General features: G+C 58.3%; 14 protein-coding genes. 11 read left to right on the top strand and 3 right to left on the bottom strand.

Going from position 1 to position 14,762, the window contains the following annotated elements:
• Positions 1-202: 202 nt before the first annotated feature.
• From BM216_RS01835 to BM216_RS01800, 8 genes are all read left to right on the top strand, one after another.
• On the top strand, positions 203-922 hold the full coding sequence (locus BM216_RS01835) for a sugar transferase (RefSeq protein WP_092994022.1): 720 nt from the start codon (positions 203-205) through the stop codon (positions 920-922).
• Positions 829-2,469 (top strand): hypothetical protein, encoded by a 1,641-nt coding sequence (locus BM216_RS01830; RefSeq protein WP_143102707.1) that lies wholly within the window; start codon positions 829-831, stop codon positions 2,467-2,469. The genes BM216_RS01835 and BM216_RS01830 overlap by 94 nt, the downstream gene beginning before the upstream one ends.
• A complete protein-coding gene (locus BM216_RS01825) occupies positions 2,469-3,242 on the top strand; it encodes a GumC family protein (RefSeq protein WP_092994016.1) in 774 nt (257 codons plus the stop codon). Before BM216_RS01830 ends, BM216_RS01825 begins: the two co-directional genes overlap by 1 nt.
• Before the next feature lie 316 nt (positions 3,243-3,558).
• Positions 3,559-4,206, top strand: a complete 648-nt coding sequence (locus tag BM216_RS01820; RefSeq protein ID WP_177230675.1) for a CpsD/CapB family tyrosine-protein kinase — start codon at positions 3,559-3,561, stop codon at positions 4,204-4,206.
• Positions 4,203-4,832: a class I SAM-dependent methyltransferase gene (locus BM216_RS01815; protein ID WP_177230674.1), complete on the top strand. Its 630-nt coding sequence runs from the start codon at positions 4,203-4,205 to the stop codon at positions 4,830-4,832. The genes BM216_RS01820 and BM216_RS01815 overlap by 4 nt, the downstream gene beginning before the upstream one ends.
• Before the next feature lie 2 nt (positions 4,833-4,834).
• The gene (locus tag BM216_RS01810) at positions 4,835-5,758 is read left to right on the top strand and encodes a glycosyltransferase family 2 protein (RefSeq protein WP_092994010.1); all 924 of its coding nucleotides are present in this window, start codon (positions 4,835-4,837) and stop codon (positions 5,756-5,758) included.
• Between the two features lie 206 nt (positions 5,759-5,964).
• Positions 5,965-6,675, top strand: a complete 711-nt coding sequence (locus tag BM216_RS01805) for a class I SAM-dependent methyltransferase (RefSeq protein WP_092994007.1) — start codon at positions 5,965-5,967, stop codon at positions 6,673-6,675.
• Positions 6,676-6,687: 12 nt separating this feature from the next.
• Positions 6,688-7,749, top strand: coding sequence for a glycosyltransferase (locus tag BM216_RS01800; RefSeq protein ID WP_143102705.1), 1,062 nt, complete (start codon positions 6,688-6,690; stop codon positions 7,747-7,749).
• 38 nt (positions 7,750-7,787) lie between these two features.
• Here the strand turns inward: BM216_RS01800 and BM216_RS01795 are convergent, their stop codons facing one another.
• Positions 7,788-8,606 (bottom strand): glycoside hydrolase family 16 protein, encoded by an 819-nt coding sequence (locus BM216_RS01795; protein WP_244530036.1) that lies wholly within the window; start codon positions 8,604-8,606, stop codon positions 7,788-7,790.
• An 86-nt stretch (positions 8,607-8,692) separates the two neighbouring features.
• Here BM216_RS01795 and BM216_RS01790 point away from each other — a divergent pair, with 86 nt between their 5' ends.
• A complete protein-coding gene (locus BM216_RS01790; RefSeq protein WP_092994001.1) occupies positions 8,693-10,261 on the top strand; it encodes an oligosaccharide flippase family protein in 1,569 nt (522 codons plus the stop codon).
• A 4-nt stretch (positions 10,262-10,265) separates the two neighbouring features.
• Entirely contained in the window at positions 10,266-11,717 is a 1,452-nt protein-coding gene (locus BM216_RS01785; protein ID WP_092993998.1) for a polysaccharide biosynthesis/export family protein, read from the top strand.
• A gap of 85 nt (positions 11,718-11,802) precedes the next feature.
• Here the strand turns inward: BM216_RS01785 and BM216_RS01780 are convergent, their stop codons facing one another.
• Complete coding sequence (locus tag BM216_RS01780) at positions 11,803-12,222, bottom strand: response regulator (RefSeq protein ID WP_092993995.1); 420 nt, start codon at positions 12,220-12,222, stop codon at positions 11,803-11,805.
• Between the two features lie 1,001 nt (positions 12,223-13,223).
• Between BM216_RS01780 and BM216_RS01770 the strand changes: the two genes are divergently transcribed.
• Positions 13,224-14,009 carry a helix-turn-helix transcriptional regulator gene (locus BM216_RS01770; protein WP_092993989.1) on the top strand — a complete coding sequence of 262 codons (786 nt, stop codon included), beginning with the start codon at positions 13,224-13,226 and terminating at the stop codon, positions 14,007-14,009.
• 224 nt (positions 14,010-14,233) lie between these two features.
• On the opposite strand, the gene BM216_RS01765 is transcribed toward BM216_RS01770, so the two are convergent.
• Positions 14,234-14,746: a DUF1127 domain-containing protein gene (locus tag BM216_RS01765; protein ID WP_092993986.1), complete on the bottom strand. Its 513-nt coding sequence runs from the start codon at positions 14,744-14,746 to the stop codon at positions 14,234-14,236.
• Positions 14,747-14,762: the final 16 nt, after the last annotated feature.

Below are 14,762 nucleotides of genomic sequence, written 5' to 3'. Positions count from 1 at the left end.
CCAGACGATGTCAGACCTCACGGTCCACGAATTAGGCACTGCAGCGCGGCGCCTTGGCCTCCAATGAGCCCGCCTTCCGCCGAAGGTATAAATATTTCTAGTATCAATCGGCCGAATATGACCTCGGTTACAGACAAATCCATGAAAAACAGATCAAGGTAAAGTTATCCTTGCTTGTTAGTCTTGTATTTGGAGAGATAAAATGGATATCAACTCCAATTATCAGAATGGTGTACTTTCTTACGATCCAATAAATCAGAAGTTTACATATTCCAGCAGCGAAATGCCTAAAGTGCAGCGCACTACGCCTTTGGGAGGCGGTGCCAAAAGAGCCTTTGACGTTTTGGTGGCGTTGGTCGCACTGTGCATTGCAGCACCGGTGATGATTATCACCTCGATTGCGATCAAGATGCTCGATGGCGGGCCGGTCTTCTTCGTTCAACGGCGGATCGGCTTTGCAGGGCGAAGTTTTCCGTGCCTGAAGTTCCGAACGATGGAAATGGGGGCGGAAGAAAAGCTGAGACAGTATCTGCTGGCGCATGATTGGGCGGCGGCGGAGTGGCACAGTTCGAGAAAGCTGAAGCAGGATCCTCGCATCACGTTGATTGGTGGCGCGTTGCGCCGCACCAGCATCGATGAACTTCCCCAGCTCTTCAATGTGCTGATCGGGCACATGAGCATGGTTGGGCCAAGACCGGTCGTCGCCGACGAGATCCAATATTACGGCGGCGACGCGCAGGCTTATTTCTCGACACGTCCGGGCTTGACCGGGGCATGGCAGATCAGTGGTCGAAGTGACATTTCCTATCCCGAGCGCGTCCAGCTCGATTGCCGCTACTGCAATCACTGGTCCTTCTGGAGGGATGTCATCATCATGCTGAAAACATTGCCGATTTTGCTGATGCGAAGGGGGTCGTATTAAGGCGTAAAGCCAAAGATCAATTCAGCAATATCATGGCCAGGCGGGGATACGGCATGAAGATAGAGTTGATTGGATTTCTATTTGCTGCTGCCGGGGCCTACGCCATGTTCAACAACACACGGTCGGCCATCTACATCCTTTGCTTCTCCACACTGCTCGGTGCGGCCGCGGCGCTCAAGCTTGAATCGGTCGGTGGGGCCAGTATTCAGCCATTCCATTTCATGCTCGTTTTCATCGTTGCCATCGTCTCTTTGCGTCCGATGTTGCTCACTGCGAGCCTATCTTCCCTTCAATATCCAGGACCAGGCTTCTGGCTCATGCTTTTCACGGCCTATGGCGCGCTGACGGCGGTCTTCCTGCCCCGCCTGTTCGAAAATGCTACGGTCGTCTATTCAATCGCGCGCGGCAGTGAGCTCAATCGAATTGTCAGCTCCCCGCTTGCCCCGACGTCCAGCAATTTTACCCAGTCGGTCTACCTGCTCGGCAATCTGGGATGTTTCGCTATCGTCAGCGGCATTGCCCGGCTTGGTGGCATGGTTCTGTTTGCCAAGGCACTGATTGTGACCGCTGTGGGCTGTCTGGCCTTCGCAGTCCTGGATTTCGTCACCTACAAGACCGGAACTGCATATCTGCTCTCGGTGATCCGCAACGCGAATTACCGCATGCTGGACGACGGGGATATTGCAGGTTTCAAGAGAATAGTCGGCTCGTTCTCCGAGGCCGGCGTGTTCGGTTACGTCACCCTGGCGCTTTTTTCGTTCGTCGTGGTGCTGATACTGGAAGGCTATCCCCAGCGGGCTCTGCCTCTGCTGGCTGCTGCCCTGCTCGTCGCGCTGTTATTGTGCACATCGACCACGGCCTATGTTGCGAGCGCCGCGATCTTCTTGCTGCTGTTTGCTCTCTGCGTGGTCCGCATACTTCGCCGCACCGCGAGCATTCGTCATCTTGGATTTGTCGGCCTGTGTACAGGCATCATCCCGCTCGCCGTAATGACCGTCCTGCTTACCCCGCACATCGCTCAGAGCATCGGCGATCTTCTGAGCGTCGTGCTTGCCAATAAGCTGGAGACACAGTCCGGCGAGGAACGGATGCGCTGGAACGCGCAGGCTTTGATATCCTTCATCGATACGAGCGGGCTCGGGGCCGGGCTCGGAAGCATCCGCACATCGAGCTTTGTCGTCGCGCTTCTGGCCAATGTCGGCATTGTCGGCGCAGTGTTGTTTGTCGCCTTCATGGCAAGCCTCGTCAAATATCACCTGAAACGGCGTGGTGCGCTGCCAATGGAAAAGGCGGTCGGTCTTGCGGCGCTCGTCTCCAGCATCGCGCAACTCATCGCGGCGTCGATCTCGGCAGCCGCAATCGACCTTGGCCCGCTATTCACGCTGACTACCGGCTTGGCCGCCGGGTATGCACTTGGCCCTTATAAGTCAGAAAGCCATGCATCGGCCGCGTATGATTTGCGCCGGGCCGTGGGTGCAGCTCCCTGGTCACGCGCGACGGACGTGCCGGTCGCGGCCGTTTCCGCTTATGGCCGGAGTGAGCGCTGATGTTCAATCTGGTCCCTCCGGTGCCGGTGACATATTCCCAGCTTCCCAATGGGATGGCTGAAGAACGGCCCATCGAGCTGCGCCAGCTCCTGCAGTTTCTGAAGTCCAATGGGCTACTGATCAGTGCAGTGACCGGCTCCTTCCTGCTTGCGGCTGTCATCTATCTGATGATCGTACCGGCAACCTTCACGTCGGGCGCCCAACTGATGCTGGATTCTCCGCTCGCAGGCTCGTCGGCGGATAGCCAGCAGCTTCGAACGGAGGAAGCCTTTGTCGAAGGCCAGATCGAGATCATGCGATCGACGGACGTGTTGCGCTCAGTCGTCAGGTCGCAAGCGCTTGGGGCCGATCCGGAATTCGTGTCGACCCGCCTCTCGCCTGGCGACGTATTGCGCGCCATGGCCTTCAACAAGGACATTGATGGCACCGGCGATGACGAGATGGACGAGGCGCAGGAAAACCTCACGATTGCGATCCTTCGCGGCCGCTTGTGGGTCCGCCGCGTGGGGCAGTCCTCCGTAATCGATATTTCCGCCTCGTCGACGTCTCCCGTAAAGGCGGCGTTGATCGCCAATGCGGTCGCGGAAGCCTATATGGCAATCAGCCTGGATCGTCGCGCCGCCAAGGCGCGTGACGCGAGCGAGTGGCTGTCGGAAAGAGTGAAGCTCATCAAGGAAGACGTCTTTGCCGCGGAGCGCGCGGTCAAGGAGTTCCAGGCCTCCGGCAGCCCAAAGCCGTTTCCGACTTGCCCAGCTGCAAAGCGAGGCGGATAGCTATCGCAAGGTCTATGAGAGCTATCTGCAGCGTTGGTTCGAGACGGCTCAACAGATCTCAAATCCAGTCGGCGAAGCCCTCTTCATCTCGCGGGCCTCGGTCCCGGTCACCAAGAGTCAGCCGAAAACCGCCCTTCTTCTCGGCTTTTTCCTTTTCCTGGGATTGGGCACGGGGATCGTGTTTGCGACGATCAGGCACTTCACGCGAAGATCGGTAAGCTCGGCAGACCAGATCACTGCGGCATTGAGAATGCCCTGCCTAGGATCGATCACGAAGGTGCCGCATGCAAAGGCTGCCAAGCTCGGAGACGGGACATTGGCAGGCAGAATTGCGGCGCTTCACGCTCCATCCTTCGAACGCGACATCAAGGATCTCAAGGCGGCGATCACTGGGCTCAGGCGCGCCCACAAAGCCAAACTCATCGGCCTTATAGGCGTGGAGCCGCAGACGGGTGCGACCAGCCTTGTCTACCACGTGGGGCAGACCGCGGCTGCAGCTGGAACACGCACGCTGATCGTAGATGCATCGGCTGCGAACCCCACACTCAGCAATCTTGCAGGCCAGCACGGCCCCAGCCTGATGGACCTGCTTAACCATCAGGATGCCTATCCGGAATTCATCCGACAGGTCAGCAGTGACCTGACCATCCTTCCGATCGGGCGGTTCGGTCGCGTCACGCCAGGCGATCGTATCGGATCCGAGCAGACCGCGCTCAATTTCGGGGATATGAGGGAGCGGTTCGACCTTATTCTGTTCGATCTGCCGCCGCTTCAGACGTCGACGGATGCCAAATCGATCTCTCCCCATCTCGACGGACTGATCATTGTAGCCCGCCACGGCGTGACCGCCTTCCTGACGCTATCCGATGTTGCCCGGCAGTTGCGTACCACGGGAGCCGAACTGCTGGGGATCGTCCTGAACGCATCGCCCCAACAGAAGAAAGCGAAGTGGAGATCTCCATGATTAAGATGGCGCAACTGCGCACATATCCTGCTTTGAAGGACCAGTTGCGGAAGTCCCTGCGGGCCATGGGTTATCCGACCGACGACTGGGTCAGGGTCATGCTCTATCGCGATGCCTTCGCGCGTATTCGTGAGCTTGGGCCGGAAAAACTTGATGTCATGGAGATTTCGGGTGGCGTTCAGTGGCAGCGTGAATTCGCCTTCCGCTCCTATCTGTCCACGCAATATCCCGGCTTCGATATCTGCAGCGAGGCGATGGACCGGCAATTCGACCTGATCATTGCCGATCAGGTTTTCGAACACTTGAAATGGCCTCTGCGCGCCGCGCGCAACGTTCATGCGATGCTGCGCCCCGGTGGGACATTCATCATAGCAACGCCGTTCCTCCTGCGGGTTCACGCCTCGCCGATCGACTGCAACCGCTGGACGGAGACGGGGCTTTCCTGCCTCCTGCAGGAAGCCGGCTTCGACGAGAAGAACATCACGACCCGGTCATGGGGCAACCGCCAATGCGTCAAGGCCAATTTCAGCCGATGGCGCAAGGCGGGGCCGTTGAACTCGCTTGTTAACGAGCCGAACTTCCCGGTGATGGTCTGGGCCTATGCCCGCCGGGACGAGGAGGCATGACAATGCTCGCCTCGCCGACGACGCCGCAAATCTCAGCCACGGCAACGGTGCCACAGCTTCGTCTTGGCGTGGCGGTTGCAACGAAGGGCCGAGCCGCTGTCGTGGCTCGCCTGGTATCCCAGCTCGCCGAGCAGAGCCGATTGGCGGATCGCATCCTGATATGTGCCCCGGCGCCGGAGGATCTGGAAGGGGTCACTTCACGTGGCCCCACCTTGCGGTGCCTCGTCGGGCCGAACGGCCTGCCACGTCAGCGCAATCACCTTATGGCCGCCGCAGACGATCTCGACATCCTCGTTTTCCTCGATGACGATTTCGTCCCGGCGCGCAACTACCTCAAAGAAACCGAGGCAGTTTTTCTGGGCCATCCGGATGTGATCATGACGACGGGCAATGTCCTGGCTGATGGCGCCAAAGGGCGGGCCGTCACCTACGATCAGGCGAGCGAGATCCTTTCGGGGCCACGAGACAAGCCCTCCAGGCCACTAAGCGAAGTCTATAACGGCTATGGCTGCAATATGGCCGTGCGCCTGGAGCCGGTTCGGCGTCATGGACTGGCCTTCGATGAGACGCTTCCGCTCTATGCCTGGCTGGAAGACGTCGATTTCAGCAGGAGCATCGCAGCGCACGGCCGAATTGCCCGTGCCGAATGGGCCTATGGGGTCCATCTGGGTGTGTCCGGCGGCCGCCAGAGTGGGCAGAAACTCGGCTATTCGCAGGTCGCCAATCCCATCTACCTGATGGGAAAGGGAACCTGTTCCTGGAAGAAAGGGCTCAATCACATCGCTCGAAACGTCGCCGCGAATCTGTACGGAGCGGCGCGCGGTGAGCGCGTGCCCGACCGCGCCGGGCGTCTCTATGGAAATGCATGCGCTCTTGGTGACCTTTTCAGACGCCGTCTCACGCCCGTCCGGGCGCTAGATTTCTAGGGTCGGATCCATGGCGGCGAGAAAGATCGGGTGCTGATCGGCGCAAACTTCCAAATCGAAAGGAGAGATAGTCATGCGTGATGCAACATGGACGATGATTCAGGGTAACTCGCTTGCAATGGGGCTCTGGCGCGCCTATCGGCGACTGCCGGAATCCCTACGCATCCCTATGCGTTGCTGCGTTTCCGACCTGGGAAATGGCTTCGATGATAGTGAGGCGCGCAGCCGGTGATCGTGTCATGGCCGGGCCATTCCAGGGCATGGCCCTTCACCTCAGCCCCGGGTCAAACCGCGATCATCTCTCCTATCTGCTCGGCACCCAGGAACTGGAATTGCACTCCACGATCGAGGCGATCATTTGCGGCGGCCACGAAAGCATAATCAACATCGGTGCCGCCGATGGCTACTATGCGGTCGGTTTTGCCCGCGCGATGCCATCGGCTCGCGTGATCGCCTTCGAAGCGCTCCCACAGCATCATGCGCTTCTCTGGCGGACGGCGGAGGCAAACAACGTCGCAGACAAGATCTCGCTGCATGGTTTCTGCACTCCTGCTGATCTGGAAGAGGTGCTGAAAACCGCAGGAGCCCGTCCGCTCGTCTTCTGCGACATCGAGGGCGGCGAAATGTCGTTGCTCGATAACCTCGCCATTCCGGAGCTTGAGCGAGCCGAGATCCTGGTCGAGACTCATGATGATATGGCCCCCGGCTGCAGCGCCACGCTCTGCCGCCGCTTCGCCCATACCCACACGATCACATCCATTCTCGCCCAGCCGCGGAGGCTCTCGGACTTTCCGTCACGTCAGCTTCCCAATGTGGCGAAGTGGATGCCGCGAGCGGCGGTCGAACTTATGAATGAACGACGGACTTCGGTTCAGGAATGGCTTCATCTTGTTCCGCTCGTTCGCAAGGCTGACTGAGGAGATGCGATCGTGACTCTCCTCTTCGCCAGTGGGACACCGCACCTGCCTCAGATTGTCGGTGGATTGGAGGTCAATACGCATCACCTGGCGCTCGAGATGAACAAGCGCGGCCTGCCGGTGGCCGTGCTGTCGAAGCTCTCATTACGGGATCTCTTCGGCGCATCCCGATTTGTGGCCAACAAGATCCGCCGGCGTGACATCTCTGTGGACCGAAAACTCGGTTATCCCGTCTATCGATCGTTGAAGCCGTGGCGGGACGTGCGCGACTTGGACAATCCGGACATCGTGATCGTGCAGAACGGAAACATGGTCGAGATCGGCCGTACTTTCCGCAGCAAAGGCGTGCCCAGCGTCGCCTATCTTCACGGATTGGAGTTCGATACCGGACCTCGTGCCTGGAAAGGAAGCGGGCAGGATCTGCCATTTTCGGCCTATATCGCCAATTCCAATTTCACCGCTACCCGGTTTGAGAAGCGCTTCGGCATAAAGCCTCCGATCATCCCGCCGGTCTTCATCTCTGACCTCTACCGAACACAGGGTCGGGGCACGTATGTCACCTTCATCAATCCGATTTACACCAAGGGGCTAGCCCTGGCCCTCGAGCTCGCAAGGCTGTGCCCGCAGATCCCCTTCCTTTTTGCCCGCGGTTGGCCGCTCTCGGCGCGGGAGGAGGCCGAACTCAAGCAGAACCTGAAGGCGTTGCCCAATGTCACGCTTCTTCAGCGAAGCTCAAACATGTCGGAGATCTACGCTCGGACACGGATCCTGCTTGTACCCAGCCAGTGGGACGAGACATGGGGGCGCGTTGTCAGTGAAGCCCAGATAAGCGGCATTCCGGTTATCGCCACGACCGCGGGAGCATTGCCGGAATCCGTCGGGCCGGGTGGAATTCTGCTCGACAGAGAGGCTCCGCCAGCCGTCTGGGCCCGCGAGTTGCGCGGTCTCTGGGCCGATCAAGACTTCTATGAGAGCAAGCGTAGTGCGGCGCTCAGCTATGCTGCACGACCGGATCTGGATGTTGAGCTTCAGATCTCCCGGCTGCTCGCGATCCTCGAAGGGGTCGCAAGATGATCAGCGCCAGCCTCGTCCACCGCCGTATTCCAGTTTCCCTAGTGCTCGGGCAGAGCCCACGCCCTGATGTAATCGACTTCCATGATCGAAGGGTTGGGGGTGTTGACGATAGGCCAGCCTGCGCCGAGCGCAAGATTGACGAGGATCGTGAACGGCAGCTGGAATTCCGTAGGCGTCGGCACGGACCAGACTTCGCGTCGGTCGAAGAAGTAGCGGATGAATTCGGGATCGACCGAGGCGCCGAACGTATGAAAGTCCGTCGAGAGGCTACCGGGTGGCACGTCGACCCATTGATGGCTGTGCGTGGACTTCGATGGGTCCTTGCGATTCCAGATGTGGAATGCAGCGGTATAACGCTGAGGTGCATGCCCATAGTGCTCGAGGATATCGACCTCGACGCCGCCGGCCTCACCGCGACTGCTGAGCCAGAAGGCCGGCCATACTCCCTCCCCGCGCGGAAGTCGGGCGCGAACCTCGAAATATCCGAACTTCTGCTTGAAGCCGCTCCCGGTGGGGTCGGAGGAGGAAAGCAGGCCCGACTGCCAGGCACCGCCGGCGGATTTCCGCGCCTCGATGCTCAGGACGCCGTCTTTGATGGTAAACGGGAAATCCTTTGCGGGATCCATGAAGCGGGCATCGCCGAAGTCTCCGTTCCACGGGGTGTGCGCAGTCCACCGCGTGCCCGGTCCTCTGGCGGATACGTCAAGTGCATCAAACTCCTCGCTGAAGGTTCGCTGCCATTTGTCGGGCTCGATGTCCGCGCTGTGTGCGTCCGGCACTTCGTTGCCGAACCAGGACAGCAATACCAGCATCACGAAATAGGAGGCATTGGATTTATGCAGGCGGACAACAGGCATGAAGGTCCCCTCCAGAAATTTTCAAATGTAAAATTTATCATGGATATGGATAAATTCAATATTTCTTCGAGATTTCGGAGAGTATTATGAAAAATAACATGGTTTCTAATTCATTATATTCCGCTTCGTCTGGAGTTTTCCTCCTTTCCGGAAATTTCCTTAGCGGGGTTATTGTTGCTAATTTTATGGGTCTGGCGGATACGGGGGAGTTCTATTTCTTCATTGCTTTATGTTTGTTGGCGGCGACCATTCTGGATGGGGGAGCTGCGACAAGCGTCGTGCGTTTCCAGGCCACCCTTTACGGACAGGACGATGCCCGGGCCGCTCACGCGTTGGCAGGTCGTCTCGCGCGGCACCTCTTCGCCTATACGGCTATTGGCTTGGCATTATTCCTGGCACTGGCAATCTCCGGCCAGACACCGTCATTCATGGACTTGCCGGCGCTTGCCGGATCCCTGCCCGAGCCTCCCCGCATTTCCTTCCTCCTCCTCTTGAGTCTGTCCGTCTTTATCCAGACGATGGCCATGTTCGGTGTCGCCTATCTTCGCGGGCGGCGCAGCTTCCGCACGCTGGCGGGCCTGAGCCTCCTCTCGATGGTCGCACAACTGGCTTTCGTCTTCTGTTCAGCCCTCACAATCGGGGTGACGGGGGCGATTGTCGGCTATGGTTTGGGCCAGATCCCGCTTGCGATCGTCACCTTGTGCCTTTTGTTTCGGCCCGGTGGCCTGGACCGCTCCGTCAGGACCGAGGTCCGCCGGTATCAACGGTTCGCCTGGGCGGCAAACGTCTGCAATATTTTCGTCTGGTCGCGTATCGAGATATTCCTGCTGCAATATTTCTGGGGCGCGCGTGAAGTCGGACTTTTCAGCGTTGCGCTGGCGCTATCCGCTCTCGCGGCGCAGGGGCCGTTGCTCTTGACCGGTGCCTTCCTGCCTCTCCTGTCCGAGCGACACGGAAGGGGCGACACTGCGGGCCTGCAGCGCGCTTTTTCCGGAGGAACACGACTTCTTGCCATGGTTGCCTTTCCTGCCTGCATGGGCATGGTCGCCATCCTTCCCGTCGTCGTGGAGCTTCTCTACGGCTCGCAGTTCGGGCCTTCTGTCCCCGCAGCGATGATGGTGTGCGCGGCCGCAGCGATTTCCGTGACTGCGGTGATCGGCACCCATGCGGTGAACGCGCTGGCGCGTAGCGACTTCATTTTCTACTGCTCGCTTTTAGGCGCCTTTCTCTCGATCCTGCTTGGCGCATCGATCATCCCGGTATTCGGCCTTGCAGGCGCGGCGGTTTCCCGATCGATCACGCAACTTCTGATGATTGCGGCCGGGATCTGGTTCGTGACAGCGAGGCTTCGCTTCACCTACCCGTTTGCCGAGCTCGCGCGCATATTTCTCGCAACCATGCCGGCCACCGGCGGTGCCTATCTGGCGGTGCAGTTCATCGGCGGCATGGTCGGATTGGTCCTCGCCATGGGCCTTTTTGTACTTCTGTATCTGGCGGGGCTTCGTATCTTTTCCGCCCTCACGGCAAGCGACGCCGAAAGGCTGCATGCTCTGAACCGAAAGCTGCCGCGATCGCCCGCCCGGTTCGTGCACCATCTTCTCGTCGCGATCGGCCCTGCGCAAAAAGCGCCTGGCAACTTCAACCCCGCGGAGTGACAAAATGACCAGCCAACCGTCACCGATATCTCGCGCAACACCAGCGAAGCTCAGCGCCGCATATTCAGCAGTCCGGAGCAAACTGTCGCTATGGTTCCTGCTTTTGCTGGCGCTGTTGTGTAGCGGCGGCGTTGCCTTCGCGGCCGAGCCCTATCGGCTCGTGGCGCAGGATCGAATTGCGCTCAGGGTCGTGGAATGGCGATCGGGCGAAGGGGAATTCAGAGACTGGACGGTGCTGAACGGCACCTATCTGATCGGCGCGGACGGCTCCGTTGCCCCGCCCATGATCGGCGGCGTCAATGCCAAGGGTTTGACGACCCGCGAGCTGGGCGAGGCGATTACCGCGCGCCTGCGCACAGTCGTCGGCGAAGCCGGCCTGTTTGCGGCAGTGGAGGTTGCGCAATATGGTCCGATCTACATTGTCGGTGCCGTCGAGGTACCGGGCCAATATGCATTCAGCCCCGATCTCACCATCATGAAGGCTATAAGCCTGGCTGGCGGGCTGCAGAAGGAGGCAGAGAACACACGCGGACGCCTGGAGCGCGACCGTATCCAGGCTGCCGGCCTCTATGGTGCGGCAAGGCTCGAATACTATGGATTGCTCATGCGCGAGGCGCGGCTGCGTGCCGAGAAAAATGGACAGGAGACCTTCGACATTCCAACGTCGCTGACGAATTTCGGTGGAGCCCTTGCTCTCCAGTCCGAGGAGCTGGAGTTGATGAAGCTGCGCAAGGTCGAGACGGGGAGCAAACTTGACTCCGCCAAGGGCCTGGGCCTTCTCTATGCCGGCGAAATCGGGACCTTGCAGAGCAAGATCACGGCCCAGGAACGGCAGACGACCGTGGTGCAGAACGAGCTGAAGACCGTCAGTTCGCTGCTCGACAGGGGGCTGGTGCAGAGTTCGCGGCGACTGGCGCTGGAGCGTGAGGAAACCGAAGGTGAAAGCCGGGTACTCGACTTCCAGTTCCAGTTGCTGCGCGCGCGCCAGTCACTGGAGGAAAACAATCGTGAAGGCGAGGAGATCGTCAACACGAAGAACTCCGAGATCCAGACCGAGCTGAACGAGATCGTCCGTCAGATTTCGGCAGCGAACCTCAAGGCCCGTACCGCGGAATTGCTGCTTGGAGAAACAGACAGCCGCATCCAGGAACTCTTGCTCGATCAGGACGTCGCCAATGAGCGAAAGATAATCTTTTACGTGACGCGCACCGAGGTGGATGGCGGGGTAACCCGCATCACCGCAACGGCGGACACGCCGGTCGAGCCGCGCGACCTGATCGAAGTGAGCATCGAAACTCCGCAGCATTGGCCGGTGCCGACGAGTGGTACTGCGGCGGTCACGGGGGACACAACAGCTCGCGGCCCAAGTCTTGCTCAGAGCGCTGCTATCCCCGGCGATCTCGGTGCCGATACCTCACGATCCGACGAGAACGGCGAGCAGCAGGCGGTACGGTGATCGCCTGAAAATGCCAGGACTGGCGGCAGGATGGAGATGCCTTGCCGGACTGCCCATCAGCGCAGTCGAGGCGTCCCTTGTGGTACTATTTGTTAGGTGACTGCAGGACTGAGACAGGAAAGAACTCTCCGCCTGACATCACGAACGTCATCGTATTGACGGCGAGTTCAGGCATTGCCGTCGTCGGCACGAAACCTTGTGCGCCGAGCTGCAGCGCGGCAGCAATTTCGGCGGGATCGTCGAGGTCGGATATCACCACCAGCGGAGGAGAGGCCAGATTCTCGGGAGAGAGATCAGGTCTCAAGTGAAGCTCGGCCACCGGCCGGCTTCCGACGCAAATTATCGTCAGGGCGGAATTGTGGTCGATGGATGAATGATCGAATACGCCGTGGCCTACGATCGTCAGGTTCTGCGCTGCAGCCCAGGGCGCCAGCAGGCAAATATAGGCCTCCCTTCGCAACGGCCTTTCATCAAAGATCAGCACTGTACGATCTTCTTCTTGCAATTCCCGGCTCCTGGCGATGCGTCGCAGCGACGCTACACCTTGGAGCGCTGCTGTTGCCGTGAAGTGCGGCATGCAAATCAAGATAGCAGCGTCAGGCAATAGCTTAAGCTCTCAAGAGGCGGCTAAGACAGCTTTGGCGAAAGGTGCGCCTAAAGGTGAAAATGCCCGCAGTCTCGTTCTTAATGTGTAGTCAAAGTAGAAGTAAATCTTAAGGAGTAGTCTTATTTGTATCTCTACTGCTGGACTAGGAAGTAAGATAAGCCTATCCTCATAAATGGGGTATCAGGGCGCAAAGGGGGCGCTCAAATGGACGGGATGCTGATCAAATCCGCGGATATAGCTTGCGCTCGCTCCTTGCGGGAGAGGCGGCAGATCCTTGCCGCCTTATCGATGATCACCAACTTCCTGTCGCTATCCACCTTAAGCTTGATAATCTCGCGATCCGGCGTAGTTATGAGGCTTAACGCGGCTTGTTTTGTTCCGCCTGCCTCCAAAGGCATTGGCAGTCATCGGCTTGGCGCTCGGCGAATGAGGCTTGACCGGGAGAGCCGCCCGATTCCGACGGGTTCTCTTCCAGAATCCTGGGCGATCGATCTCGAAAATACGCCTTTTAAGCGGTGATGTAAGAAATTCATCTCAACGATAATAATAAGAACAGTGTTATGGATTCTCTGTCTGGATATTAATCCTGATTTATTAAGAGCGCTGATGTATATTAGAATTTTAGATAAGACTTCTATAGTAGACGATACAGTAATTCTGTGTTAGTATTACGGAATAGCATTGATTTTCTCCTGTGTGGAATGTCCTCTTTTGGAAGAATGAGAGCGTACTGTGTTTTCACCAGGCGAATTCGATCCGGCAGTGCACACATGTGCAACCTTAAGGCTTATTAGCCCTTAGGAAAATTGAAAATCTGGAGCCGGATACGTTAACTGGGAACAGTAATCCCAAGGTTCTATTCGTGAGATTTGAAATTACTGCTTGCAGGAGATAGAAAAATGGACACGAAACAACAGATAAAAAGTGGTTTAGTCGTTTTAATCGACGGACTTGCTATGCGCCGTGCATGCATGCTTTCCGCACTCGAGCCGTGGGCGGACGGCCAGGACCTCAGCCTGACATCATATGCACCCAACGACGTCATGGATCTGAGGGATGACGATGATATCCGGCTTGTACTGATCAATACCGGCGGCGCATCGCTCGCTGAAACGGAGCAGCATGAACTGCTCCTCTCCGCCAAGGCAGCGTTCTCGGGGCCTTGCGCAATAATTTCGGATCGGACGGATCCGGATGACGCGGTCTCGGCTGCCGAGATGGGCTTTCAGGCATTCCTCCCCGCGATACTGCCATTGGACATCGTCAAGCAGGCGCTGATCTTCATCATGAATGGCGGTACGTATTTCCCGCGCGAAGCCCTTTTGGCTACCCTTTCGATGCATGCGCGCATGCCCGGGCGCCATCGCTCAACGGACGGATCCTCGCCCAATCTGACGCAACGACAGACGGAAGTTCTGGAACGGCTTCGCTTCGGCCGGTCAAACAAGCATATTGCTCGGGAACTCAATATGCAGGAGGCCACCGTCAAGGTTCATGTGCGCCAGATCATGAGAAAACTCGGCGCCGCCAATCGAACTCAAGCGGCACTGCTGGCGCAGTCGCAGACGTCTTCTCAATCGCCTTACAGCTCAGTGGCAGAAGACCCTTCAGACGACATGTCTTCGATAGTGCTCTCCCGAAAAACAGTGCGACCGGAAGCTTCCGAGATCATTGTCGGCCTGTGATCATTTTACAGGCCGAGTTGCGCCGCTTGCGCATTGACGGCAGCGGCGATTGAGGGACGGACTACGCGCCCGACCTCCGATCTACATCACGAATATATTCATCGATGTAGATCATGCGAAGCATTACGACGGTGCTGGAGAGCAAATGGGCAGCACTTTCTTCCTCTCGTCCGAGAACTCAATGCCGAGACGCCTGCCTAGGCAATTGCTCCATTTGCGGCACATTACTCCATGTAGCGGCGGCCACGCATCAATCCTGCGATCTCCATGCGGTTTTCGATGCCGATATCGCGCAGCATGTAGTCATTCATCAGCATCAGTTGATCGCGCTGCCGCCTGAGTTCCCGCTGGCGCGTGAAGTATTGCCAAGCCCCGCGGACATCGAGGAAATGATGGGCACGCTGGTCAACGGCCGGTACCTCAGCCGATGGAGCAGGCTCTTCGATGTCGCCTTCCAGCGGCGTGCAGATATAAAGCTGGAGAAAGTGCGTGCTTCCTGCCTTTACAGCCGCTTGCCGGACTGGTGGGATCTCAGAGGCCGTTGATGGGGCACGGGACATGCTTTCTGCCCCTCCTCGTCGTGGATCGACCAGATGCAGGGAGAGGACATCACGAAGGGCTTGCAGGTCTCGGCCCACGACCGTCGTTGACCGGTCGCTCGGCGGTACATCTTTCGGCGCACGCAGGCCTGAATCGGGTCTGTCTACCTCTTTGTGACCGGTGAGTTTGGGATCCATCGTAGTAACCACAGCA

It is taken from the genome of Rhizobium sp. NFR07 (assembly GCF_900111905.1).
Classification (GTDB): domain Bacteria; phylum Pseudomonadota; class Alphaproteobacteria; order Rhizobiales; family Rhizobiaceae; genus Neorhizobium.
The sequence above is the reverse complement of the archived record's forward strand: the minus strand, read 5'-3'. Positions and strand labels throughout refer to the sequence as shown.